Below are 23,077 nucleotides of genomic sequence, written 5' to 3'. Positions count from 1 at the left end.
CGGGGGACGAGCGACGCACTCCGGTGGCGCGGCGTCGCGGTCCCGGTCTCACGGGACCGCGACGTGTCGCGCGCCTGGCGGTAGCTGACAGGCCCTAGCTCACTTGCGACAGCGTTGTCGGGGAGAGCCCCATGCAGTTCAAGGTCGGAACTCTGGGATACTCCTTCGGGGCGGGGACTTCTCCTGAGAGTTCGTCCCTTGACAGTCCCCACGTCCCGGGCCCTTAGCTCAATTGGCAGAGCTCCGGACTTTTAATCCGTTGGTTGTGGGTTCGAGTCCCACAGGGCCTACAAACGTTGCCGCAGGTCAGAGTGGGTGGGGTGCTCACCGGACTGAGAGGACACACGGCGTGTTGCTACCGCCTTGCTAACACGGCCGATCACGCCGACGACCCGGTGCCACCGTCATGCCCTCCTGCCGCGTCGCCTCGATGACGTCGAAGGTACGACCACGACGAGGGCCGCGGTGATGCATGACCGTGCCTAGGCGCCCCAGACGATTGCCCCAGACCTGCTGGCTTGCGCGGTAGCGTGGCAGTCCCCCCGGGTGCCCCCTTCGGTCGATTCCCCCGTCTGGCTGGAGGGGGTACTCCCCCGAAAGTAGGTCTCGCCGACTTCACCCTTTCGAGGCATCGCCACCAGAGCCACACGGGCGTAGCGTCCTCGATCAACGGGGGAACAACTGCCTGGTGGTCGGGGGACACCGCTTGGGGGGCAGAGACTGTGTGCCTCCGGGGACCCATCCCGCTCGTCCCCGGAGGCACCGCTCACGCGGCGGGACCGTCAGCGCGAGTCGCGAGGACCAGGACGCGCCACGTTGTCGTCCTGCACGGGTGCTCGTGCAGGCCGTTCCCCTCGACGCTCGATCTGGCGAATCCCGCGGTGAACATGGGGTACGGGGCGACCATGGCCCCGCAGACACAGCCGCAAGGCACGCTCCCGAACCCGAGCTCCCCCACGCGGACCATGAGATTCGGCTCGCTCCTCATCGAGTACGACGACCAGGTGCTGGAGCCGCGACCCTGGACCGCCCACCAGTCCCACTGGGCCGGTGACCTGCTGACAACGGCCCCTCCCGGTCCGGTCCTCGAGCTGTGCACGGGCGCCGGGCAGATCGGGCTGCTGACGATTGCGGCGACCTACCGCGAGCTCGTCGCGGTCGACCTCGACCCGGCGGCCGGCGAGCTCGCCCGGCGCAATGCTGGACAAGCCGGGCTCGCCTCCCGGGTCGAGGTGCGGCAGGGCGACCTACAGGAGGTGCTCGGTCCGCACGAGCGCTTCCCGCTGGTGGTCGCGGGCCCGCCCTACCTCGGCGCGGACGAGCGCGACCTCTACCCCGCGACCCACGCCTCGCGATCGACGGCGGACCGGGCGGCATGGCGCTCGTGCGGCGCTGCCTGTCCGTGATCAGCCGCCATCTGCTCACAGGCGGCAGCGCGATCCTGCAGCTGCGCGACTACCTCCAGCCGGGTGCGTCCGCGAGCGTCTCACGGCGGACGGCGGCCTGGGGCGCTAGCCGAGTCCCGAGACCACGGCCGCGGGACGCTCGCCCTGCTCAGGCGTCACTGATCACGGCCGCTGCTCACGCGGCAGCAGCCGGTGTGTGGAGTCACACCACGGCAGCGTGCCCGAGCGACCGCACCGGCACACCGCGCTCACCGGTCGCACGGTGCGGTGCCGGACCCCGGCATCGTCCTCCACGACGTGGTCGCCGCGCAGCAGCATCGGCCCTCCCGGACAGAGCACGACGTCGGGGTGCGTGAAGTCCTTCACGCCGGCACCTGCTCCGACGGCTGCCAGCCTTCAAGCATGCGGGCGGCATAGCGAGCCTCGAGGTCGAGGCACGTGAAGGCCCCGAAGAAGACCTCTTCCGCCTGCTCCGGCTCCTCCTCCACCAGCGCTCCGCACACGCTCCGGCAGGCCAGCTGGTCGTGGACGGCGTCGGCCGTGACGTGCTCGGTGTAGTACCCGACCAGGGCCTCGTCGAAGCCGAGCCGCTGCAGCCCCTGTGCGAGCCGGCGCGAGGGCGAGGAGCTCGTCGCCTCGAACGCCGCGAGGTGCCCGAGGGCCGCCGCGCGCAGCCGACGGTGCAGGCCCAGCAGCGTCATCGCGTTGTTCTGCTCGAGGATCTCGACCGGGGCGTCGTCCACGTACGCCCCGGGCCGGGAGTCGAGCCCGCTGGCAGCCATCCCGCGCGCGAAGAGGTGCGCGTGCAGTCGGTTGGGGTCACCCACGCCGTACTCGTCGAAGGCCAGCTCCATCAGCGCGGCCTTCGGCGCCGTCGGCAACCGGGGGATCACCCAGGCCGTCGGGTCGAACTCCTTGAGGTGGTAGAGCGAGCGGTGTCGCAGCAGCTCCCGCACCTGGTCGGCGTCAGCCGAGCTCTGCACGTACGGTGCGAGCGCGGGACCGTCGTGGGCGTCGACGTAGTCGAAGAGTGCGTCCGCGACGGCACCCTCGTGCCGGTGCCCCGTGAACCGGGCCCGCAGCCGCTGCTCCAGGTCCGTCTCCAGACGGCGGCGCAGCCGGAGCAGGTCGGGGTCCCACTCCAAGGCGTCGTCGACCCCATCGAAGCCGCGGTAGTGGAGCTCGTAGAGCATCCACAAGGACAGCTGGGCGTCCTCGTGGTCGTCCTCGACGAGGGTCAGCGACGCAGACCGGTCACGCTCCGACCCACGAAGACCGCGGAGGACGGCCTCGCTCAGCGCTCCTCGGGCGGTGGCGATCACGGCGTGAAGACCACCTTCACCATGCCGTCGTCCTTGCGCTTGAACCCGTCGTAGGCCGCGGCCGCCTCGGAGAGCGGCAGCCGGTGGGTGGCGAAGTCCATGGTGCCGAGCGGGTCGCTGTCGTCGAGGACAAGAGGCATGAGGTCGTCGGTCCAGGCACGGACGTTGGCCTGACCCATGCGCAGCTGCAGCTGCTTGTCGAAGAGCTGCACCATCGGCATCGGGTCGGCCGCGCCGCCGTAGACCCCCAGGATGGAGACGGTGCCGCCGCGCCGGGCGCATTCGAAGGCCGAGATGAGGGCAGCCGTGCGGTCGAAGCCCGCCTTCTTCATGATGGGCCGGACCACCGCGGAGGGAAGGAGACCCATCGCCCTGATCGCCCTTTCGGCGACCGGGTTGCCGTGGGCCTCCATGCCCACCGCCTCGACGACGGAGTCCGCCCCGCGGCCCCCCGTCCGGTCCCGCACCTCGGTCGCCAGGTCGTCGACCTCGTCGAGGTTGATGGTGTCGGCGCCCCGCGCAGCGACCCTGGCAAGCCGCTCCGGCACGCGATCGACGACGATCACGCGCCGCCCCTCGTGCAGGGCGATCCGGGCTGCCATGTCACCGATCGGGCCGGCGCCGATGACCAGGAGGGTGCCGCCGTCAGGGACCTCTGCGTAGCGCACGCCCTGCCAGGCGGTCGGCAGCACGTCGGACAGGAACACGAACCGGTCGTCCGGCGGCCCCTCCGGCACCTTCATGGCGGCGTGGCCGGCGTACGGCACCCGGAGGTACTCCGCCTGGCCACCGGGGACCGAGCCGTACAGGCTGCTGTAGCCGTAGAGGCTCGCCCCAGTGCCCTGGTCGCGGTTCTGGCTGGTCTCGCATTGGCTGTTGAGGCCACGCTCACACATCCAGCACGAGCCACAGCTCACGTTGAACGGAATGACCACCCGGTCTCCGACCGCGAGGTCGCCGACCTCGCTGCCGACCTCCTCGACGATGCCCATGGGCTCGTGGCCGAGCACGTCCCCGGGCGACATGAACGGAGCCAGGGGCTCCATGAGGTGCAGGTCGGAACCGCAGAGGCCGGTCGTGGTGACCCTGATGATCGCGTCCGTGGGGTCGACGATGGTCGGGTCGGGAACGTCATCCACGCGGATGTCGCGCGGACCTTGCCAGGTGACTGCCTTCATGTGGTGGGACGTACCCAGCGGGTCTGCCCCCATGCAGCGACCTGCGTCACAGGACGGGTCGCCCACCCGTGACCGCGACGCGGGCGCCGGACATGGAGCCACCCTCCTCCGAGGCGAGGAGGACGTGGGCCCCCGCGAGCTCGGCAGGCCTAACGTGCGGTGCCGGCCCGGAGGTCGATCTCGAGGGGCACCGTCGTTCTCGTCGCCGGACATCCCCCGACGTCGCTTTCGATGCCCCTGGCCCGGCACCTTCGACCACACGTGTGAAGAGCGCTACCACCATCATGGTCAGCGCCTCGCCTACGGAGCCCGAGCCACCACCGTCACCCCGCCGTCAGCCCGTCAGCGCTCGCAACACAGCTGTCACCACCACTGCGACCAGGCTGGCCAAGAGCAACGGCGCACGGCACAGCAGCATCACGGCCGCCACCCCAACGCCCACCGTCTGGGCGCCGACGGCCCACTGCTGGCCGTCAGCCAGCACCGAGGTCACGACCAGGGCCGACAGGAGCGCCGGTGCGCTGACCGCTATGACGCCGTTCCCCCACGTGGGCAGTTCGCGGCCGCCGACGAATGCGGGTCCCAGAGCTTTGGTGAGCACGGCCATCGCGGTGAGCGCCCCGATCAGCAGCCACACCTGGACTTCGTTCAGAGTCATCCGGATGCCTCCGCGCCGGGTGCCGGTTCGACCCTTCCCAGGCCGATCAGCGCTGCGGCGCTCGCTGCCAGCACCGGCACACCAGCGGGCGCGACGGGCACCAGTGCGAGCGCGATCCCGGCACCGAGCAAAGCCGCCACCCGGGCTCGGGGTCGGCGCAGCTCGGCTACGAGGATGCCGATGAAGAACGTCGGGAAGAGTGCATCCAGGCCGAGCCGCTCGGGGTCGCCGACAAGTGCGCCCCCGTAGGCGCCGAGCACGGTTCCGACCGCCCACCCGATGTACTGCGGCAGGGTGGTTCCGAACAGCAGGCCTCGATCGAACGTCCCGTCGCCCCGACTGGCGAGTGCCCATGACGAGTCGACCACCGCCTGGCCCTCGGCCGCCCGACGTAGCGGACCGCCCGACAGGGACGGGGCCAGCGCGATGCCCATGGCCAGGAACCGTGAGTGCATCAACGTCGCTGCGCCCACAGCAGCTCCGATGCCGCCACCTGCACCGACGATCGTCAGCGCGGTGAACTGAGCGGAGCCGCCGAACACCAGGACGGACATGAGCACCGCCTGTACGGGGGTGAAGCCTGCTTGGACGGCCAGCACCCCGAAGGACAGCGCCAGCACGAGCGCGACCGCGGCAAAGGGCAGACCCAGTCGCAGACCCCGACGGAAGGAAGGACTCACCGAGACAGGGTAGGACTGGGGCCTTCGTGGGCGCGCATCCGACGGAGCTGTGGACACCCCAAGGCGACATGACCTCCGCACCGGTGTGCGGCACGCGGAGTGACAGCTATCGGCTTCTGGATCTGTGCCTGCCAGTGTCGCGCGGGCGCCTCACATCTTCGAGGCAGAGATGATGGAGCTACGGCGTTGGCGGGGCAATGAGGTGACCCGGACAACGCCCGGCGACATCTGACCGCTGGCTCCAGCGCGGCGCTCCGGTCCCAGCTGACGTCTGGGTTACGAGGTCCCGATGTGGGGTACGTGCTCGGCATGACCCGCATACTCGGAGCCGCAGGTACTGATCGCGCCGGAGACGATCCCGCATCTCCGCTCGAGCTCACCCGGCAGTCATGGTGGTACGTCGTCCGCAAGACAGTCCGTGAGTTCTCCAAGGACGAGTGCTTGGACCTCGCCGCCGCGCTGACCTACTACGCCGTGCTCGCGTTGTTCCCCGCCCTCATCGCGCTCCTGTCGCTCGTGGGACTCGTCGGGCAAGGACAGTCGTCGGCCGAGGCACTGTTGGACATCCTGGAGGACATGGGTGCGGGCGCGGTCGCCGAGACAGTTCGGGCGACGCTGTTGGAGCTGAGCGCCGCGCCGAGCGGGGGCATCACCCTGCTGCTGGGCCTGGCGGGAGCGCTGTGGTCGGCGTCGGCGTACGTCGGGGCGTTCGGCCGAGCGATGAACCGGATGTATGGGACAGGTGAAGGGCGTCCGATCTGGAAGCTGCGCCCGGCCATGCTGCTGGTCACGTTGGTGTTGGTGTTGCTGGCGGCGCTCACGCTGGTGGGACTGGTGGTCTCCGGACCGGTCGCGGAGGCTGTCGGCCGCGCGCTCGGACTGGATTCCGCGGCGGTGCTGGCGTGGCAGATCGCGAAGTGGCCGGTCATCCTCCTCGTCGTGATGCTGATCGTGGCGACCTTGTACTGGGCCACCCCGAACGTAAGGCAGGCGAAGTTCCGCTGGCTCAGCTTGGGCGCCGCCCTCGCCATCGTGGTCTGGATCGTGCTGTCAGCAGCGTTCGGCTTCTACGTGTCCAACTTCTCGACCTACGACAGGACCTACGGTTCGCTTGCGGGGGTCATCGTCTTCCTCCTGTGGTTGTGGCTGACCAACCTCGCGCTCCTGTTCGGCGCCGAACTGGACGCCGAGCTCGAACGAGGTCGTGAGCTCCAGGCCGGCATACCCGCCGAGCGGACAATCCAGTTACCGGCTCGAGACACCGCCGGCATCCAGAAGGCGGAGGAGAAGGCAGAGGACGACGTACGCCGGGGTCGTGAGATCCGTCAGCGGCACGCGGAAGCGGACGAGTGACCATCAAGGCGCCCTGGCTGCAAATCGTCATTAACGTGCCAGCCCCACGTCCAGGTAGCCGCCGAGCTCTGGGGGCGAGCCCTGGGGTGGCCGATGGGACAGCGGTGGGCCGGGCCCGCACGGACTGGCAGCTCTTCGCACAGCGGCGGGCAGCAGGTGGCGTCGCATCGACTCTCACCCTCCCCGCGATGGCCGGCGGGCGCGCGGTCGGAAGCGTGGACCTCAAGACCGCCTCGGACAAGGCCTTCACCGGTCACCACGAGACGGCCAATCTTGGCGCTTGGGCCTCTGGAGCGACCGCCAGGGTGGGCCTGGGCTTCTCGACGCGCCGAACGGCCGAGCTGACGGCGCGCGAGGGCCTCCGGATCGACGTCGCCGCCGGCCTCCTGGCTCGGCTCGAGTCAGCGGACGCCGGAGGGGCGCACGCAAGACCTTTCGCGACTGCGCGCTACACCGGCGTGCGAGTCATCCAGGTGGCTGAGACCCTCATCGCCCTGATGGACGGGCAGAGCGGTGAGTAGAGCTTCTCGCCGTCCCTCCAGGCGGAGCACCCGGACGATCACACGCAACTGGAACGAGCTGCTCCAAGAGTTGCGGGTCACTCAGACGGGAGTCCAGATCCTCACAGGCTTCCTCTTGACGCTGCCCTTCACCTCCGTCTTCGGCGACCTCGAACCACGGCAGACCGTGACGTACCTGGTCGTCCTCGCGGGAGCGGTCCTCAGTACGGGCTTCGTGGTCGCACCCGTGGCCTTCCACCGCGTCCTCTTCCGGCGCCGTCAGCGTCCGTGGATCGTCGAGGCGGCCAATGTGTGCGCACGACTGGGGCTGGTGTGCTTCGCCCTCACCAGTTGCGGCGTCCTGTTCTTCGTGTTCGACGTGGTGCTGGGGCTGTGGCCCGCCAGCATCGCCTTCGCGGCGGCGTTCGCCTTCTTCCTCCTGCTGTGGGGCGTTGTCCCCTGGTGGGGCGACCACCACGCTGAGCGAGGAGATCCGCCGCAGCAGTGAGGCGAGCCATGCCTCGGGGCACTCCACAGTGGGACGTCGAGCGTCACCAGTCGCTCACGAACCACTCCGACGGGACCGGCGGTCACGCTCCCTCGCTGCTCGGTCCTGGGGTGCGCACCATCGCGTGGTGCCGACGGTCAGCTCAATCGTGGACGTGCTCTCGGGTGGCCCGCGGTCACGGTGCACCGCCGTCGTGGACAAGAGTTCGCGGGGCCCTCGCGGGAACGCACACGCCACGGTCTCGTGACCGCGGCCGGATCAGGAACTACGCCCGAGCGCTGCTGCGAGGTCAGTCAGCCGACCTCGCGGTGCGAGCGAGGCGAGAGCCTCGGGGTCGGTGGGCAGCCCCAGTGTCTCTGCCCTGCGCAGTGCCCGCGGGTCGAAGTACGGGCGGACTGCGGGCCACACCTCCTGCACCTCCCTGCAGAAGAGCCGGGCGCCGACCGGCCCGATGCGTGGAAAGGACGCGATGGCGTCCTCGAGATCAGGCACCGCGGATCGGGCGGACGGCCGCAGGGCTCGCAAGTCGCCGTCATGGTCCCTCAGCACCCGGGTGGCCGTCTCCTCCAGGCTGGAGGCCGTGCTCTCGTCGTAGCGGCGGTAGCCGCCCCGGCCCAACGCGTCCACACGCTGCTGCCACGTGGACTCAGCCAGGCGCTCGGGCGTTCTCCACCCGGCCCGGAACAGCTCTCGTGCCGCTGCGGCCGCCAGTCCCGCATCGATGCGGGTCGCCGCGAGCGTGCAGAGCACCAACAGCTGGAACAGCGGGGCGGGCTTGTCGCGCAGTGTGATTCCACCTTCGAGGGCGTACGTGCCGCGCCCGTGCTCGAGCAGGTCGGCCACGATCTCGTGGTGCGAGGTCGTCACGCGGGGCGCTCCGCTGTGGGGAGGGACTCGCATTCGGTTCCCAAGGCCGGCAAGCGCCTCACTCTTCCCATTCCGAGCTGTCCGGCCAGTCGGGAACGGTCCCGGTGGACTTGTCCGTGGCGTCGGCGTCACCCGCGGGCTCGGGTTCGTCGAGGGCAGATGTCTCGGAGAGCTGCCCTTCCTGCTTGACCGGTTCCTCGTCGAGCTCGGGCCTGTTCACGTCCTTGTGCGTTCTCATGGTAGGTGCGTACCCGATCCTTCTCGATCGACACCCACGGTTCGACCGGGGGGCCTCGGGCGAGCGGACACCGAGGCCCCTCCTGCAGTCATCAGGCAGCCCCAGCCGCTCATGTCCGGGGTGTCACCATCAGGACTGCCCGCGTACAGCGGTCCACATCACAGCCGGGCTGGCATGTCCCAGGACGGATCGGGGCACGAGGACGACCATGACCGATCGCTACCTGCGCGCCCTCGTCCTGGCAGGCACGCTCAAGCCGTCGCCGGCGCCGTCCAGCACTTTCACGCTCGGGCAACAGGTGCTCGACGCGCTGGAGGAGCACGGCACCGCGGGCGAGGTGGTCCGTGGCGTCGACCACCACATCCGCTGGGGGGTGAGCACCGACGAGGGCGGGGGTGACGCCTGGCCCCGCATCCGGCAGCTGGTGATCGACGCCGACATCCTGGTGCTGGCCACCCCGATCTGGATGGGCCAGCCCGCCTCCGTGTGCAAGATGGTTCTCGAGAGGCTCGACGGCGAGATCGCCGAGACGTCCCGGCCAACGCAAGCACCTACTGGGTGGGCACGGCCATGCAGGGCACCGACGACAACGACCTCGGGCAGACGCCCGAGGGGACGGACCAGACCACGCGTACCGCCGCACTCAACGCCGCCCACCTCGCACGACTACTGGCCTCGCGGAGCTTCCCGCCTCCGCCATCGCAGTGAACGCCCGACAGCGACCCGACCGCCCGACCTGAGGAGATAGCTGATGACCACGAACCGACGCCACGTCGACGCACCCCCGGGGAAGGTCTGGGACGTGCTCGCCGACGGATGGCTCTATCCGCTCTGGGTAGTGGGTGCCACGCGCATGCGGCAGGTTGACGAGACGTGGCCGGCCCCGGGGGCCAAGCTGCACCACTCCGCCGGGGTCTGGCCGCTCGTCATCGACGACACCACCGAGGTCCTCGAGGTCATGCCGGGCGCAGCGCTCCGGCTCAAGGCACGCGGGTGGCCTGCGGGTGAGGCCGAGGTGCTCCTCACCCTGACGCCGGAGGGCGAAGGGACTCTCGTGGAGATCCGCGAGGACGCGGTGTCTGGGCCTGGGCGGCTCATGCCCGCACCGCTGCGATCTCCCTTGCTGACGTGGCGCAACCGGGAGACTCTGCGCCGTCTGGCCTCGGTGGCGGAAGGACGCTGAGGGCATGGGCCACGATGCGATCGTCATCGGTGCCGGCCCCAACGGTCTCGTCGCGGCCAACCACCTCTTGGACGCGGGTTGGTCGGTGCTGGTCCTGGAGGCCCAGGAGGAGGTAGGCGGCGCCGTCAAGAGCGACCGGAGCCTCCACGCCGACTTTGTCCACGACACCTTCAGCGCCTTCTATCCTCTGGCCGCGACGTCGCCCACCATCCGTTCCTTCGACCTCGAGCAGCACGGTCTCAGGTGGACCCAGGCACCCGCGGTGCTCGGCCACCCCAGGCCGAACGCGCCGTGGGCCTTGCTGCACCCGGATCGTGACGCCACCGCAAAGCTCTTCGACGAGGAGGCGCCTGGAGACGGTCAGGCATGGCTCGATCTCTGTGCGGAGTGGGACCGGGTCGGTGAGCACCTCGTGGGCGCGCTCCTCACCCCCTTTCCGCCACTGCGCCACGCGACTGGGCTGCTGACCCGCCTGAGGTCCGTCGGTGGGCTCGACTTCCTCCGCACCTTGCTCGAACCCGCCGTCAGCCTCGGGGGCAGCCGGTTCCGGGGTGAGGCGCCCCGGCTGTTGCTCGCCGGCAATGCCGCTCACGCAGACATCCCGCTCGATGGGGCCGGGTCCGGCCTGATGGGGCTGCTGCTCTCCATGCTCGGCCAGACCGTCGGATTCCCCGTCCCGGTCGGTGGCGCTGGCAAGCTGACGCAGGCGCTCGCCCGGCGAATCGAGTCTCGTGGCGGCGAGATCCGCTGCTCCTCGCCCGTCACGAAGGTGGTCACTCGTTCGCGCACCGCGGTCGGGGTCGAGGTCGGTGGGGAGACGTACGTCGCAGCAGGCCGCGCGATCATCGCCGATGTGCTCGCGACTCGTCTCTACGGTGATCTGGTGGCAGCTGACCAGCTCCCGCCACGCTTGTTGCGCGCCATGCAGCGGTTCCGTCTCGACGCTGCCACGGTCAAGGTCGACTGGGCGCTCTCCTCACCCGTGCCGTGGGAGGTTGCCCCTCTGTGCGCACCCGGGGCCGTCCACATCGCCGACTCGGTGAGCGAGATGGCTGAGTCGATGAGCCAGGTCGCCGCGGGTGCCGTGCCGGCCCACCCGTTCCTCTTGGCTGGGCAGATGAGCGTCGCAGATCCGACGCGCTCCCCCGCCGGCACCGAGGCCCTCTGGGCCTACACCCACGTCCCCCAGAACGTGACGCGAGACGCTGGGGACAGCGGCATCCGCGGCGCCTGGGACCACACCGACCGGGAGCGGATGGCGGACCGGATGCAGGCGCGCCTCGAGCGCTTCGCCCCCGGTCTTGCGCAATGCATCGTGGCGCGGCGGGTCCTCGGACCCAGGGAGCTGGAGGAGATGAACGCCAACCTGCAGGGCGGATCGATCAACGGCGGAACCGCGCAGCTGCACCAGCAGCTGGTCTTCCGTCCGGTGCCGGGGCACGGGCGCGCCGAGACGCCGGTGAGGGGGCTCTACCTCGGGTCGGCCTCTGCGCATCCGGGCGGCGGGGTCCACGGCGCCCCCGGGATGAACGCCGCACGTGCCGCGCTCGCGCATGCGCGGTTACGTCCTTGGCGCCGATGACGACGGAAGTTCACGGTTCCCGTGCCGGTCCGCAAGGAAGGCGACTCGACCAAAACCCGACCAACCTGCCGAGGTGGTGCTGGTCCCCTGAGTCCGGCACCCACCCTGAGCACGTACGCCTGCGAACCAGGGCCTGGCTTCGCGAGGCCCGGCAGGGGACACGGCGGGGTCAGTGGCTGACAGACAGCGGTACGACGAGCTGACCTTTCGCCACGACAGCAGGGTGCACGTCACCGCGCCAGGCGGACCTCGGCGTCCGGTCCCTATGACATCACTCCGTTGTAAGTCACCGGCCCGTAGCGACTTCGAGGCGAGCGTCCGTTCTACACTGCTGGACGTGTCGACAAGCCAGTGGGTTCTCCTGATCGTGATCGTCGTCGGAATCCCGCTCGCGACGTGGCTCGGAATCCGAGTGCTGCGGGATCCGCACCGGAAGTAACCCCGTTGATCGTGCGAATGTCGGGTGATGCATTCCGGGTCCGGAGCGTCAGCGATCACACGGTCGTCGCATGGCTGCTGACGAAGCCTGGACGAGGACCGGACTTCTTCTGGGGACGACAGAGCGACCTCGGGTCGAGGCTGACTCGAGAAGCGATCGCTTCATCGGGAGAAGTAGCGCGTTGGGTCACTGGCGGGAGACGGCTCGGACTTAAGCCACTCATGCAGCGCCGCCGCATCACGTCGCTGAAGCTCCTCGAGGAGGCGTTGCCGCAGGTCGACCAGAGCCAGGCTGTCGGTGGAGTCGTCGGCCTCCGGCAGAGCCATGCCTGAGATCGCCCAGACCTCCCCCAGTTCGGGCGTGGTCATGGAGGAAAAGCGCGGGTGTCGAGGCACCATGGAGAAGGACGGACGGGTGGTTCCGCCGGCCCCCTGGCCCACCCGATCGCTCGACGCTTCGGGTGCTGGCCGACGTTCCGCCAACACGCGGAGAACTGGCGGTGAGCACGCCACGAGAGCGACGAAGAGCGCGATTCCTACGTAACCGAGCTGAGTCCACAACCCGCACGCTGTCAGGAAGACCAGCGCGGAAAGCAACCCGTCGCCCATCGCTCTGACAATTGCCCCAGGGCCACGTGCTCTCGTACGCCTGACTAGCCCGGAGCCGAGCAGGACCCAGAACCCGATAGCGGTGGCAGGAGCAATGAGAACTGGCGAGGGATCCCAAGCGGCGGCGTTCAGCGTGAGGACCAAGGCGACCAACCACCAGGTTCGGACTGCTGCGACCGCGTATCTGCTCATCGCTGCCTCCCCGGACACGCAACCGAGTTCACCAAGGTCCCCCCGGTCTGGCTTCCCGGGCAATGAATCGGACGGCCTTCCATCTGAGAAGCTCCCTCTCTCCCTGACGACTTCGTACCCGGACGACACCACGACATTCGTGTCGCGCCCGACGCTTCCCGGACTCACGATGTGCACTTCACGCCACCGATCAGACCCGCCACTAAAGGGGTGAGCCGCGCAGCCACTGTCGCTCCTAGCCTGAACGAGTGATGGGTGATGTTTCACCGCATCACGGACGAGGGAGTAGAGCCCGGGATCTGCTCCCAACTCCTGTCGCTGTCCCGCGTGTCAGTTGGGTGGCGACCACGCAGGAGTAGGCTCCCGTTCGCTGACGGCGAGCGGGGGCCGTCCGGCTGTCAGGAGTTCGCAGGGACCGGTGCTACGAGTCCGTGCTGGCTTGCCCAGATCACGGCTTGCGGTCGCCGCTCGGCGCCGATCTTGCGATAACCGGTCCGGATATAGGTCTTGACCGTGTTGAGGCTCAGATAGAGCTGCCCCGCAATCTCCTGGTTGCTGAGCCCTGCTGCGATCAGCCTCAGCACGTCGAGCTCGCGAGGGGTGAGTCCACTGTGCGCGATCTCAGGGTGGCAGTAGTCGCCGGAAGGAGGGCACTGCGCGCGGTCCCGCCTCCGGTGGATGCTCTCGATCCCCTCGAGCAGCCGCGCCTGCGGAAGCCGTTGGGAGAGTGCTCCGTGCGCGCCGCAACTCAATGCCGCCTCCACGACCGTCGGTGTGTCGTCCCAATGGGTCGCGATCACCGTGGACCCAGTACTGCGGAGCAGGTCGTGGAGGCCGGAGTCGTGCGAGCTCGCCGAGTCGCTGGAGTACACCCCGTAGAGCGTCACATCAGGGATCTCCGGGCAGTCGGGATCGGCGACCACGTAACGACCCGTCGACGCCGTCTCGAGCAGCTGCGTCCAGCCTGCGACCACCACGTCGTGCGGCTCGACGACCGCCACCCGCACGAGCCCGTGCGCCACTGGCCGCCGCTGGGGCTCGAGGTCAGCACCGTGCGTCGCTCGCACCCCGGGCAGGGAGTGGTGTGACGGGCTCGGCAGATGGCTGCGCGGAGAGGTGAGCATGCTCGTCGTCGCCATGCGGTTGTCCCTTCTTCGATGGGTGGGGTCGACCCTGACCTGCCAGCGAGGGCAGGAGGACCGAGGGCAGAACGGGTGTCGGCGGTGGCGTTCAGCGGGCGTCATGCGCATGCTGCGGCCGGCGCACGGTCCACAGAGTCCCGAAGTGCCGGCAACGGCGAGGACTCCGCAGTCCCGGTCACGTCGATCGACGTCCGGCACAGACGGTGGCCAGGCCTGCCGTCGAGAGGTCTTCCATGCGATCTTGCTCCTCGCTGGAGGGTCGTCTTCCACTCGGAGACGCGACAGGACGTGACAAAGTCGCAACGGAGGACCACATTTCTTCGAAGACCCCCTTTGGTGCGACTTTTTCGCCTCCGCCGGCGTCCTCCTCAGGGGGTTACGACTCAGGGAAGGCCATGATCAGTCAATGGCAGGAGAACCAGGTGCCGGGCAGCCACCTGCCCTGGACTCGGAGGCCGCACTACGACGGCTCTTCACCGAGCACGGCGCCTCGGTCTACCGGATGGCCCGATCCGTGCTCCGCGACCCTGGGCTGGCCGAGGACGTGACCCAGGAAACGTTCATCAAGGCGTGGCAGCACCACGACAGCTATCGTGGGGACGCCCCGATCCTGCACTGGTTGCTCCGAATCGCGCACAACCTCGCTGTCTCGACCCTGCGGACGATCCGGGAGGACTCGACCGACCCCCGGAGGTTGCCGATTCAGGAGCCCCGCCATCCCGACGACGTGGTGGAGGGTCGGTTGCTCATCGACGAGGCGCTCGACGCGCTCGACCCGCTCAGCCGGGCCGTGGTCGTGCTGCGTGAGGTCGAGCAGCTCACCTACGCCGAGATCAGCGACGTGCTCGGGGTCCCGATGCCGACGGTCAAGACCCGGTTGTTCCGGGCTCGGGCGCGGCTGCGCTCGGCCCCGAAGGGAGGCCCGCGATGAGCTGGCGCCACCCTTCCGACACCACCCTCGAAAGGTGGTCCACAGGCGGCCCCAGCCGCCGGGCGGCCCGACACGCCCAGCACTGCCCGCTGTGCCTGGAGCGGCTGGAACAGATCACTGACCTCGAGCCCCGGATCCGGGCAGAACTGGAGGCTGACACCATGCCCCGTCCCTCGTTGGAGGCGGCGCTGTGGGATCGTCTCGAGTCACGCATCGCAGAGAGGGAAGCCATCTCCGTGTTCACCGAGCTCATGGACGTCGGGCCCGCGACATCGCGGCTGCTGCTGGAGGGGACCGTGGACGAAGGAAGAGACGATGAGTGAACAGGTGATCTACGCACTGGCCGCGATCCTGGCCGGACTGGCGCTCGGATCCATCCTGGGCGCGCTGACACGCCGGCTCGTCGCTCCCCAGGAGCGTCGCCGCTCCCTCGAGGGCCTCGCGGGCCCTGCCGCAGCCTTCGTCTTCTGGGTTGTCCTGGCCCTGGGAATCGCCGTAGCGGTGGGGATCCTCGCGCCGGGCGCGCTCGAGCCACTGGGCGAGCGGGTGCTCGCCTTCCTGCCCCAGGTGCTGATCGCGATCCTCATGCTCATCGTCGGCCGGGCGGCGGCCACGTTGGCCGGCACCCTCCTCGGGGCCGGGCTGGCCCGCGCAACCGGCCGGACCAGGCGCGAGATGGTGATCGTGCTGCGAAGCGTGATCATGGTGGTGGTCGTCCTGCTGGCGCTCGGCCAGCTCGGCGTCAACACCGAGCTCCTCACGCTGACCTTCGCAGCGGTGCTGCTGTGCCTCGCCACTGCGATGGCGCTGCTGATCGGGCTCGGAGGTCGTCACGTCGCCCGCGAGGTCGCCGCCGGCCGCTACCTCCGGCGCATCCTGAGCGAGGGCGACCACGTACACACCGAGGGGGTCAACGGCACCGTCGTCGCCCTGCACGCGGCCACCACCGAGATGGAGGGTGACGCTCCGGGGACCACGCACGTCCCCAACACGGTCATGCTGGACGGCCCCATCACGGTCACCCGTCCGCCCCGTCCCGAGCAGTGACGACGGCTCAGCCCGACCGATCCCCCCTCAGTCGACCAGAGGTCACCTGCCCTGTCACCACCCGTGGGGATGGGCCCCTGCGGGAGGGTCCGGACTAGCGTCGCCGGGTACCCGAGGGGGCTTCCGGCAGGTCCGAGGGAGCGCGTGACCTGCAGTCCCCCAGGGAGAGCCGGCACCTCGTCGGCGTAGGTCTATCTCAGGGGAGAATTGCAATGACTCTGGACGATTTCGACGTCGCGGGAATCTTGACGCGCGTGGCCGCGGCGGTGGTCATCCTCATCGTCACGTGGCTGATCGCGAAGCTGATCAAGACCTTGTTGAGCAAGAGCCTCGAGCGGGTGAAGGTGCTGCAACGGGAGGACTCCAGCGGACAGTCACTCGGGCAGTCCCTGGCCACGATCGCCTCGCTGGTGGTCTGGTTGTTCGGGCTGATCGCGATCCTGAACCTCTTCGCGCTCACCGAGGTGGTGGCGCCCATCCAGGATCTGCTTCAGAGGGTCCTTGCAGCGCTCCCGGGCATCGCCGGTGCCGCCATCATCTTCTTCATCGGCCTGGTCCTGGCCCGGATCGTGCGGCAGCTGGTCGAGACGTCCCTGCGCACGGCCGGAGCGGACAACTGGCTGGGGCGCACCGATGAGCCGGCTGCTACCTCACCCGGGACGACGGGAACCCGCGCCGCCACGACCACGACGGCCCCGCCGCTCTCGCGCATCGCTGGTCAGCTGGTCTTCGCGCTGATCCTCATCGTGGTGTCGATCTCAGCCCTGCAGGTCCTCGGCATCGAGGCGATCGCGGAGCCGGCCACGCAGATGCTGACCCTGATCCTCAACGCCATCCCGTCGGTCATCGCCGCGGCGCTGCTGCTGGGGATCGGTTACCTGATCTCCCGATTCGTGGCACCGCTGCTGGAGTCGACACTTCAGGGCCTCGGCACCGACCGCGTCCTCGCCGACCTGGGGGCTGGCGGGACCACAGCCACCCCGCCTTCCAGGGTGATCGCGAGGGCCGTACAGGTCGCGATCGTGCTCTTCTTCGCGGTTGCTGCCACTCGCGTGCTCGGCTTCCCCGAAGTCACCCGCATCCTCGACACCGTCCTCGAGGTCGCCGGCGGCATCCTCCTCGGCGTCGCCATCATCGCGGTCGGGGTCTTCATCGCGAACCTGGCCCCCAGGTTTGTCTCCGGCCGGGCAGGACAGATCCTGAGGTACGCCACCATCGCATTGTTCGTCGCGATCGGTCTCGGCTCGATGGGTCTGGCCGACTCCATCGTCAACCTGGCTTTCGGAGCGATCGTCGTCGGTGGCGCCGCGGCCGCAGCCCTCGCCTTCGGTCTCGGCGGCCGCGAGGCTGCCGCCCGCCAGCTGCAGCGACTCGAGGCACGCGCTGAGATCGAGAGTGGCTCCTCCGCAGGTGGGACGACCTCGTAGAACGAAGCGGCTCGCCCGATCCACTGGCGTCGCGAGCCTCGTGATGCAGAGCGCCGCCCTTCTGCAGAAGGGCGGCGCTCGCTCGTGCCCGCCGCCAATGCTCGTCGGGACGAGGTCTCAGACGTCCACCCAGGTCTCACCCGCCAGGACCCGAGCGACCGGGCCCGACACCGTGTCGTCGAGCAGGGTCGCGCGGGTGAACTCGGCTGCGTACCCGTCGAACTGATGATGGTGACGCACCATGGCGTGGCGCCCGCCCTCGATGCAGATGTACCCCACCTCCGCAGTCCTGCGCAGGTCACTCGCAACCGCCGATGACCTGGCTGGGCTCGCGATGTGGTCCTCCGTGCCATGGACCAGCAGCACCCGCCGCCCCGACAGGTCTCGTCGGCCATCAGTGGCATAGACCCAGGGGGCTAGCGCGACCACGCTGCGAACTGATGGCTCGTCCGCCGAGAGGAGGGCGGCCCGCCCACCCAGCGAGTGCCCGACCAGCCCTGTCGGCAGGTTCCTGCCCAGACGGGAGCGAAGTTGCCCCAGCGCCCACGCGACGTCGTGCACCGGCGTGTGGTGGGCGTCCCACCCGCGTGAGGAGTTGAGCAGGCGGAAGACGGCGAGACGATCTCGTCCCCCCAGGGCGATGCGGCGCGCTATGGGCACCATCCTCACGACGGACAACTGGGTCGGACTGACCCGAACGCCGTGTCGACGTGCACCACCGCCGTGCAGCACCAGCACCTGGGCTGTCGGGTCTCGCGGCACGTGCACGGGTACCACCCGCGCCGACGTCATCGACCGCCGTCGTCGAGTGAGGGCATCAGGTCGCGCCACACGGCCCCCCACGGACGTGGACGGCGAAGCGTCACCGTCGTCCTGATGATGGCTCCTGGGTCACCGGAGAGCCATGACCCGTCGGATGAGCGAGTTGCTGGGATACGTCTCGCCCTCGAGCTTTGCCATGAGAACGCCGGCGTACTCCTCGACCTCGTCCGGGGAGACGAGCTCCTCGATCAGGTCAAGCATCGTCGACGAGGGGTACTGATCCTGCTCGACCTTGTCGAGCAGGAGCTCGAGCAGCTGCGTCCTCACGTCGTTCTGGGACTCCTGTGCCATTTCTCCTCCTTGGTGGGGCGGGTATGCCGCAACTGCGATCCGGGAAGCCCTCAAGAGCTGAGCAACGACCCCAAGGGCCCTAGGTCGATGTCCAGGTCCTCGGTCGTGAGGTCGTAGCGGGCCTTGAGCTCCTCCATGGCCCGCTCCAGGTGCATCAGTCCGAGCCCGAGGCCCTCGATCTGCTCGTCACTCAGGTCACCCTCGTCGACGCGCCTGAGTGCTTGCTTCTCCATCAGCTGACGGACCAGCTCGATGATGGTGAGGACGAGCTTGAAGAGGTCGCGCTCGACGCTCTCGTGATCGGTCTCCAGCCGCTGGGGGATGCTCGGACGCTCGGTCATGGCACCGTCACCATCTCCGCGCGGACGGTCGTGATGAGGGCGCGGAGGCTGACCTGCACCAGATCGACGCCGGCCAGCGATATCACGATGTCACCGGACAGCACGACGCCCGTGCCCAGGAGCCGGTCCAGCAGGTCCACGAGGGCGATCTGCTGTTGTGCTGCCGCGCGAGCAGGTCGGGCTTCGACGGCTGAACTGGTCACATCTCCTCCAGAACGGCGAAGGAGTAGGGCGGCCACGGCCCCGCCACCTCGACGCTGAGACCGGTGTGCCGGGCGCCGAGGTCGCGCACCCGGTCGGCGAAGGCCATTCCTGCATCGTGAGGGACCAGGTACGCGCCGTTGAGGACCATGGTCCCGCGGTGCCCCGTGAGCTGCGGATCCTGGGGCGGCAACAGGCGGGAAGCCACCGTGAGGGCGACCAGCTCCTGGTGGACCTCCTCGGCCGCGCGAGTGCCGTCCTCGAGATGCTGTTCGCGCTCCTCGGCCTCTGCCTTGCGCCGGCGCAGGAACTCCGCGCCGGAGGTCGGGGCAGGAGACTCGGACGCGCCGCCACGCGGCGGCGCGATGACTTTCACACTCCACTCGGCCCGCCCCTCGACACGGTCCAGCACCTCGGTGAGCTGACCTTGCAGCTCCTCGAGGCGCCGCCGCACAGCGTCGTCGTCGAGGAAGATTGTTGCCAGACGCAGGGGTGCCGTCGGCGCCGACGACGCCACTGCCCAGACCACGTCGTCGTGTGCCCGCGCCACGGCCTCGAGCCATGTGAAGTCCTCGAGATTCTGCTTGAGCCCCTGCTCGTCGAACTCTGGCAGGGGCACGTCACTCAGCACGGCGTCCAAGCCGCAGTGACGCACGACAGAGAGATCGGCGCCGTGCACCCCGGGGACGCCGTCCACGGCCGCCGCGTCCAGGTGGCGCGCGACGGCGTAGGCGTAGCGCGCGGTGTCAGTCACCGCGCTCACTCCTGTCGGACTCGAGCTCGTCGATCCGGCTCTGCAGACGCTGGTTCTCCTCGGTCAGCTCCTGCGCAGACGCATTCAACATCGGATCGTTGCGCCACCAGTCGATCCCCATCTCCTGCGCCTTGTCGACGGAGACGATCAGGAGCCGGATCTTGATGGTCAGCAGCTCGATGTCGAGCAGGTTCACACGAATGTCACCCGCAATGATGATGCCCTTGTCGAGGACACGCTCGAGGATGTCGGCGAGGTTCGCCGGCTGGGGACGGCCGAACTGCCCGGGGCTGCTCTGGTAGGACCGCGACGGGGGGCCAGCACCCTGTTCGGTCATGCGCCATCCTCCGCCTGTCCGCGGACGTACCGCCCCAGTCGTCGGTACTCCTGGAGCTCACCTGAAGCGTCGAGACCCACCTGGTAGGTACCGAGCACGTCCGTGGTCGAAGGGATCCGCCGGAGCTCGAGGACCTCCAGCTCGACCTGCCAGCCATCCTCGGTCCGCTGCAGCGCGGTCACTCCCTCGATCTCCTTCGAGGTCAGCTCGCCGAGCTGGCGCACTGCCTGCTCGGCCACCTTCGCGCCGGTGATCTTGCGAGCGGGCTCCGCCCGGGGTGCTCGCGCCGATGCGCCGGAGCGAGTGTTCTTCTTGGCTGGCGCTCGCTTGGCGCCGGTCTTCTTCGTGGGAGGTGTCCCGGAACTCTCCGACTCCGTGCTGGCCGCGCTCTTCTCAGCCATGTCGACCCTCTCGTGCTCGTTGGTTGCCGATCATCAGCCGTTCGATCAGCTCATCCTCGCGTGCGGTGGCTTCGTCGTCGCTGAGCTCGCCCTCCTCGCGCGCTCTGGAGGTCCGCTCCAGCTCGGCCCTGATGTTCGCCGGGTCGTAGAACTCGTCCTCAGCTTGGTGGAGCACCTGCTCCGCGACCGCCGCCACTCCTCTGACTGGCGCGAGCGGTAGGCCGAGAATCCCGGTGATCAGTCCCATCAGATCAGATCCCTCCGGTGAAGTCGTACGGCGCGGTGGGCCCCATGAGCCGGAGCCGCAGCCGACCGTGCACTTCCTCGGCCAGTGTCTCCAGACGGGCCTCGAAGTCCTCCCGGCGGTCGCTGTCGACGAGCAGGGCCACGTCCACCACCCGTTCGAGACCGGAGACGGCGCGCAGGGAGTGCGCTTCGCTGAGCGGGAGGACCTGCTCGAGCAACCACTCAGCGTCCATCGAGCGGCGGCCTTCGACCGCTGCGGCCACCAGCTCGCCCAGCCGCACTCGCTCTCCATAGGCGGCGTCCTCCGGGAGTCCGCTGGTGTAGCGCCGCAGCTCTGCGATCTCGGGTTCGGCCGCCACGACCTCACTGAGGATCTGCTGCTCGTCGTAGACCGCCTGGAACATGTACTGGTCCCGACCTTGCAGGCTGGCCAGGAGCTCCGCGAAGTAGTCTTCGTCAGGCGCCAGGAACTCCTCCACCACGGCCTGCTCGTCGCCGAGCACGGAGCCGAAACGGACCGGTGCCACCGCCGTCGGCCCCTGAGCCAGGGCGTCCAGCACGGCGTTGTAGGCCAGCAGCTCCGCTCCGCGCCCGGGAGGGCGCTCGATCGACACCCGGGTGACGATCGCCGCGACCCTCCCTGACGCCAGAGTCGTGACCGGCTCAGCGTCCAGGCCGGTCAGCCCGTCCGGCACCGAGTCACGTGAATCCATGACTCCGTAGACGAACAAGCCGGACTCGGTGGACGCCGGCGCAGCGTCCTCACGGCTGGCGGCACCGGTGACTCCACTCATGCAGAGGACCGCCGACGCGACGACGTCTTCTTCGCGGGACGACGCTCGCGGTCATCCTCGTCGTCGTCGCTGCTGGACAAGGCCTTCTTCGCGCCACTCACGGCACCCTTGACCTTGCGGCCTGCGCCGCTCTCCTGCATGTTGCCGATGAACTCGTCGAGGGGCTTGCCGCCGCCCTGCTCGAGAAGATCGAGCCGGTTCGTCGCCTCGGCGAAGCGCAGGTAGGTGTCGACGCTCGCGATCACGATGCGGGCATCGATCGTCAGCAGCTCGATGCCGACCAAGGAAACGCGTACGTAAGCATCGATGACGATGCCCTTGTCGAGGATGATCTCGATGACGTCTGCGAGTCCGCTCGGGGCCGGGCGCTCGAGGTAGCCGCCGCCCCGGCGCTGGGATTGAACAGTCATCCGTTTCTCCTTGCTCAGGTTGGGTCAGCGAGCCCGGCGCTTCCGCCTGGGCTTCTCTTCCTCTTGCTCCTCCGGCTCCTCTTCGGGAGCGTACTCGTCCTCGGCCTCTTCGGCCTCCGGCTCCTCCTCGTACTCCTCGGTCTCTTCCTCGGACTCCGGCTCTTCCTCGGACTCGGCGTCCTCGTACTCGTCCTCGGGCTCATCGCCCTCGGGCTCCTCGTACTCCTCGGCCTCCGGCTCTTCCTCAGCCTCGGCGTCGTCGTACTCCTCCGCCTCATCGGCGTCCTCGTACTCGTCCTCAGGCTCCTCGCCCTCGGCCGCTTCCTCGTCCTCCTCGTACTCGTCCTCGCCCTCCGGCTCGTCGGACTCGTCGGACTCGTCGTACTCGCCGCCGCCGTCCTCCTGCTCTGCGGCTTCGGCCTCCTCCTGCTCCTCGCGCTCGACGGCATCCTCGTGGGACTCCACGACCTCGCCGTCCTCGATCGTGCCGCGCCAGCCCTCCACCTCGTCGGGCTCGAGCAGGGTGCGAGTCATCACGTGGCGACGGAAGTGGCGGAGCTCGGCCCGGGCACGTCGTCCCTGCGCCTCCCAGATGTTGCCGGTCTTCTCGAAGAACCCCTTGGGGTAGTACTCGAGGACGACCAGGATGCGTGTCAGGTTGGGCCCGATCTCATGGAAGGTGACCGCACCGTCCACGTGCCCCTTCTGACCCTTGGAGCGCCAGACGATGCGCTCGTCAGGAATCTGGGACTGGATGGTTGCTTCCCAGCTGCGCTGGGACCAGAAGATCTTCGCGCTGAACTCGAGCTTGTTCTCCTCGGGCGCCTGCACGCTCTCGACCTTCTTCATGAAGCTCGGGAAGGAACCGAACTCGGTCCACTGGTTGTAGGCGACCTTGATCGGCACTCCGACATCGATGGTCTCGACGATGTTCGTCGACTTGGTCGGCTTGCCCCCTCCGCTGCTCTCGCCGCCCCCGGTGAGCTTGTCCTTCACCCCGGAGGCCGCGCCCTTGAGCGCGCCGCCCACTGCGGAGCCCCCCTCGGCCTTCGCCTTTCCGCCCTCGGCCACCGCCTTTCCGACGGGGCCGCCTCCGGCGACGCCGTCGAACTTCTCGGTCAGACCTCCGACCCTGTCTGAGACGGTTCCGAGGGCCTTCTTGCCCAGTGCGCCCAGAGCGTTCCGTCCGGCATCCTTGAACTTGTCCATCGAGTCAGTG

The 23,077-nt window shown here is 68.9% G+C and carries 31 protein-coding genes and 1 tRNA gene; 12 read left to right on the top strand and 20 right to left on the bottom strand.

Annotated elements, in window-relative coordinates:
* Nucleotides 1–217: 217 nt before the first annotated feature.
* Together EXE57_RS14400 and EXE57_RS14395 are read left to right on the top strand one after the other, a co-directional pair.
* Nucleotides 218–290: transfer RNA gene (locus EXE57_RS14400), tRNA-Lys, on the top strand.
* A 675-nt stretch (nt 291–965) separates the two neighbouring features.
* Nucleotides 966–1,406 (top strand): methyltransferase domain-containing protein, encoded by a 441-nt coding sequence (locus EXE57_RS14395; protein ID WP_167305921.1) that lies wholly within the window; start codon nt 966–968, stop codon nt 1,404–1,406.
* 162 nt (nt 1,407–1,568) lie between these two features.
* Here EXE57_RS14395 and EXE57_RS14390 read toward each other — a convergent pair whose 3' ends face one another.
* From EXE57_RS14390 to EXE57_RS14365, 5 genes are all read right to left on the bottom strand, one after another.
* Nucleotides 1,569–1,772, bottom strand: coding sequence for a CDGSH iron-sulfur domain-containing protein (locus EXE57_RS14390; protein ID WP_244246851.1), 204 nt, complete (start codon nt 1,770–1,772; stop codon nt 1,569–1,571).
* On the bottom strand, nt 1,769–2,728 hold the full coding sequence (locus tag EXE57_RS14385) for an iron-containing redox enzyme family protein (RefSeq protein WP_244246850.1): 960 nt from the start codon (nt 2,726–2,728) through the stop codon (nt 1,769–1,771). Before EXE57_RS14385 ends, EXE57_RS14390 begins: the two co-directional genes overlap by 4 nt.
* Nucleotides 2,725–3,906, bottom strand: a complete 1,182-nt coding sequence (locus tag EXE57_RS14380) for an alcohol dehydrogenase catalytic domain-containing protein (RefSeq protein WP_135078623.1) — start codon at nt 3,904–3,906, stop codon at nt 2,725–2,727. Before EXE57_RS14380 ends, EXE57_RS14385 begins: the two co-directional genes overlap by 4 nt.
* Nucleotides 3,907–4,240: 334 nt before the next feature.
* On the bottom strand, nt 4,241–4,564 hold the full coding sequence (locus EXE57_RS14370; protein WP_135078621.1) for an AzlD domain-containing protein: 324 nt from the start codon (nt 4,562–4,564) through the stop codon (nt 4,241–4,243).
* Nucleotides 4,561–5,184: an AzlC family ABC transporter permease gene (locus EXE57_RS14365; protein ID WP_244246849.1), complete on the bottom strand. Its 624-nt coding sequence runs from the start codon at nt 5,182–5,184 to the stop codon at nt 4,561–4,563. The genes EXE57_RS14370 and EXE57_RS14365 overlap by 4 nt, the downstream gene beginning before the upstream one ends.
* Before the next feature lie 369 nt (nt 5,185–5,553).
* Here EXE57_RS14365 and EXE57_RS14360 point away from each other — a divergent pair, with 369 nt between their 5' ends.
* From EXE57_RS14360 to EXE57_RS14350, 3 genes are all read left to right on the top strand, one after another.
* Nucleotides 5,554–6,597, top strand: a complete 1,044-nt coding sequence (locus EXE57_RS14360) for a YihY/virulence factor BrkB family protein (protein ID WP_135078617.1) — start codon at nt 5,554–5,556, stop codon at nt 6,595–6,597.
* 215 nt (nt 6,598–6,812) lie between these two features.
* Nucleotides 6,813–7,118: a hypothetical protein gene (locus tag EXE57_RS14355; protein WP_135078615.1), complete on the top strand. Its 306-nt coding sequence runs from the start codon at nt 6,813–6,815 to the stop codon at nt 7,116–7,118.
* Entirely contained in the window at nt 7,111–7,605 is a 495-nt protein-coding gene (locus EXE57_RS14350; RefSeq protein WP_244246848.1) for a DUF6328 family protein, read from the top strand. Before EXE57_RS14355 ends, EXE57_RS14350 begins: the two co-directional genes overlap by 8 nt.
* A gap of 258 nt (nt 7,606–7,863) precedes the next feature.
* Here the strand turns inward: EXE57_RS14350 and EXE57_RS14345 are convergent, their stop codons facing one another.
* The gene (locus EXE57_RS14345; protein WP_244246847.1) at nt 7,864–8,472 is read right to left on the bottom strand and encodes an endonuclease; all 609 of its coding nucleotides are present in this window, start codon (nt 8,470–8,472) and stop codon (nt 7,864–7,866) included.
* 58 nt (nt 8,473–8,530) lie between these two features.
* Nucleotides 8,531–8,710: a hypothetical protein gene (locus EXE57_RS14340; RefSeq protein WP_135078609.1), complete on the bottom strand. Its 180-nt coding sequence runs from the start codon at nt 8,708–8,710 to the stop codon at nt 8,531–8,533.
* A gap of 208 nt (nt 8,711–8,918) precedes the next feature.
* Between EXE57_RS14340 and EXE57_RS14335 the strand changes: the two genes are divergently transcribed.
* Genes EXE57_RS14335 through EXE57_RS14325 form a run of 3 tightly spaced genes read left to right on the top strand, consistent with a single transcriptional unit; the run spans nt 8,919 to nt 11,475 of the window.
* Nucleotides 8,919–9,458, top strand: a complete 540-nt coding sequence (locus EXE57_RS14335) for a flavodoxin family protein (RefSeq protein WP_244246846.1) — start codon at nt 8,919–8,921, stop codon at nt 9,456–9,458.
* 3 nt (nt 9,459–9,461) lie between these two features.
* Nucleotides 9,462–9,893, top strand: coding sequence for an SRPBCC family protein (locus EXE57_RS14330; protein ID WP_135078607.1), 432 nt, complete (start codon nt 9,462–9,464; stop codon nt 9,891–9,893).
* A 4-nt stretch (nt 9,894–9,897) separates the two neighbouring features.
* Nucleotides 9,898–11,475, top strand: a complete 1,578-nt coding sequence (locus EXE57_RS14325; RefSeq protein WP_135078605.1) for a phytoene desaturase family protein — start codon at nt 9,898–9,900, stop codon at nt 11,473–11,475.
* A gap of 600 nt (nt 11,476–12,075) precedes the next feature.
* Here EXE57_RS14325 and EXE57_RS14320 read toward each other — a convergent pair.
* Nucleotides 12,076–12,282: a hypothetical protein gene (locus EXE57_RS14320; RefSeq protein WP_135078603.1), complete on the bottom strand. Its 207-nt coding sequence runs from the start codon at nt 12,280–12,282 to the stop codon at nt 12,076–12,078.
* 830 nt (nt 12,283–13,112) lie between these two features.
* Nucleotides 13,113–13,715 carry a response regulator transcription factor gene (locus tag EXE57_RS14315; RefSeq protein WP_167305920.1) on the bottom strand — a complete coding sequence of 201 codons (603 nt, stop codon included), beginning with the start codon at nt 13,713–13,715 and terminating at the stop codon, nt 13,113–13,115.
* 547 nt (nt 13,716–14,262) lie between these two features.
* On the opposite strand from EXE57_RS14315, the gene EXE57_RS14310 reads away from it, so the two are divergent.
* The 4 genes from EXE57_RS14310 (at nt 14,263) to EXE57_RS14295 (ending at nt 17,261) form a co-directional block, all read left to right on the top strand.
* Nucleotides 14,263–14,787: an RNA polymerase sigma factor gene (locus EXE57_RS14310; protein ID WP_135078599.1), complete on the top strand. Its 525-nt coding sequence runs from the start codon at nt 14,263–14,265 to the stop codon at nt 14,785–14,787.
* Complete coding sequence (locus EXE57_RS14305; protein WP_135078598.1) at nt 14,784–15,110, top strand: hypothetical protein; 327 nt, start codon at nt 14,784–14,786, stop codon at nt 15,108–15,110. Before EXE57_RS14310 ends, EXE57_RS14305 begins: the two co-directional genes overlap by 4 nt.
* Entirely contained in the window at nt 15,103–15,834 is a 732-nt protein-coding gene (locus EXE57_RS14300) for a mechanosensitive ion channel family protein (protein ID WP_135078596.1), read from the top strand. Before EXE57_RS14305 ends, EXE57_RS14300 begins: the two co-directional genes overlap by 8 nt.
* A 212-nt stretch (nt 15,835–16,046) precedes the next feature.
* On the top strand, nt 16,047–17,261 hold the full coding sequence (locus tag EXE57_RS14295; RefSeq protein WP_135078594.1) for a mechanosensitive ion channel: 1,215 nt from the start codon (nt 16,047–16,049) through the stop codon (nt 17,259–17,261).
* 117 nt (nt 17,262–17,378) lie between these two features.
* Here the strand turns inward: EXE57_RS14295 and EXE57_RS14290 are convergent, their stop codons facing one another.
* From EXE57_RS14290 to EXE57_RS14245, 11 genes are all read right to left on the bottom strand, one after another.
* Nucleotides 17,379–17,999 carry an alpha/beta hydrolase gene (locus EXE57_RS14290; RefSeq protein WP_244246845.1) on the bottom strand — a complete coding sequence of 207 codons (621 nt, stop codon included), beginning with the start codon at nt 17,997–17,999 and terminating at the stop codon, nt 17,379–17,381.
* A 153-nt stretch (nt 18,000–18,152) separates the two neighbouring features.
* On the bottom strand, nt 18,153–18,374 hold the full coding sequence (locus EXE57_RS14285) for a hypothetical protein (RefSeq protein WP_135078590.1): 222 nt from the start codon (nt 18,372–18,374) through the stop codon (nt 18,153–18,155).
* Between the two features lie 50 nt (nt 18,375–18,424).
* Nucleotides 18,425–18,715, bottom strand: a complete 291-nt coding sequence (locus EXE57_RS14280; protein WP_135078588.1) for a gas vesicle protein K — start codon at nt 18,713–18,715, stop codon at nt 18,425–18,427.
* Nucleotides 18,712–18,918 carry a gas vesicle protein gene (locus EXE57_RS20000; protein WP_208542862.1) on the bottom strand — a complete coding sequence of 69 codons (207 nt, stop codon included), beginning with the start codon at nt 18,916–18,918 and terminating at the stop codon, nt 18,712–18,714. The genes EXE57_RS14280 and EXE57_RS20000 overlap by 4 nt, the downstream gene beginning before the upstream one ends.
* Nucleotides 18,915–19,670 carry a GvpL/GvpF family gas vesicle protein gene (locus EXE57_RS19995; protein ID WP_208542861.1) on the bottom strand — a complete coding sequence of 252 codons (756 nt, stop codon included), beginning with the start codon at nt 19,668–19,670 and terminating at the stop codon, nt 18,915–18,917. Before EXE57_RS19995 ends, EXE57_RS20000 begins: the two co-directional genes overlap by 4 nt.
* Entirely contained in the window at nt 19,663–20,007 is a 345-nt protein-coding gene (locus EXE57_RS14270; protein ID WP_135078586.1) for a gas vesicle protein, read from the bottom strand. Before EXE57_RS14270 ends, EXE57_RS19995 begins: the two co-directional genes overlap by 8 nt.
* Nucleotides 20,004–20,408, bottom strand: a complete 405-nt coding sequence (locus tag EXE57_RS14265) for a gas vesicle protein GvpO (RefSeq protein ID WP_135078584.1) — start codon at nt 20,406–20,408, stop codon at nt 20,004–20,006. The genes EXE57_RS14270 and EXE57_RS14265 overlap by 4 nt, the downstream gene beginning before the upstream one ends.
* A complete protein-coding gene (locus tag EXE57_RS14260) occupies nt 20,401–20,655 on the bottom strand; it encodes a gas vesicle protein GvpG (protein WP_135078582.1) in 255 nt (84 codons plus the stop codon). The genes EXE57_RS14265 and EXE57_RS14260 overlap by 8 nt, the downstream gene beginning before the upstream one ends.
* Nucleotides 20,656–20,659: 4 nt before the next feature.
* The gene (locus EXE57_RS14255) at nt 20,660–21,448 is read right to left on the bottom strand and encodes a GvpL/GvpF family gas vesicle protein (protein WP_135078580.1); all 789 of its coding nucleotides are present in this window, start codon (nt 21,446–21,448) and stop codon (nt 20,660–20,662) included.
* Nucleotides 21,445–21,858: a gas vesicle protein GvpJ gene (gene gvpJ / locus EXE57_RS14250; protein WP_135078578.1), complete on the bottom strand. Its 414-nt coding sequence runs from the start codon at nt 21,856–21,858 to the stop codon at nt 21,445–21,447. Before gvpJ ends, EXE57_RS14255 begins: the two co-directional genes overlap by 4 nt.
* Before the next feature lie 24 nt (nt 21,859–21,882).
* Complete coding sequence (locus EXE57_RS14245; protein WP_208542860.1) at nt 21,883–23,067, bottom strand: SRPBCC family protein; 1,185 nt, start codon at nt 23,065–23,067, stop codon at nt 21,883–21,885.
* Nucleotides 23,068–23,077 lie beyond the last annotated feature (10 nt).

The sequence above is a fragment of the Nocardioides euryhalodurans genome (assembly GCF_004564375.1).
GTDB classification, from domain to species: domain Bacteria; phylum Actinomycetota; class Actinomycetes; order Propionibacteriales; family Nocardioidaceae; genus Nocardioides; species Nocardioides euryhalodurans.
The sequence above is the reverse complement of the archived record's forward strand: the minus strand, read 5'-3'. Positions and strand labels throughout refer to the sequence as shown.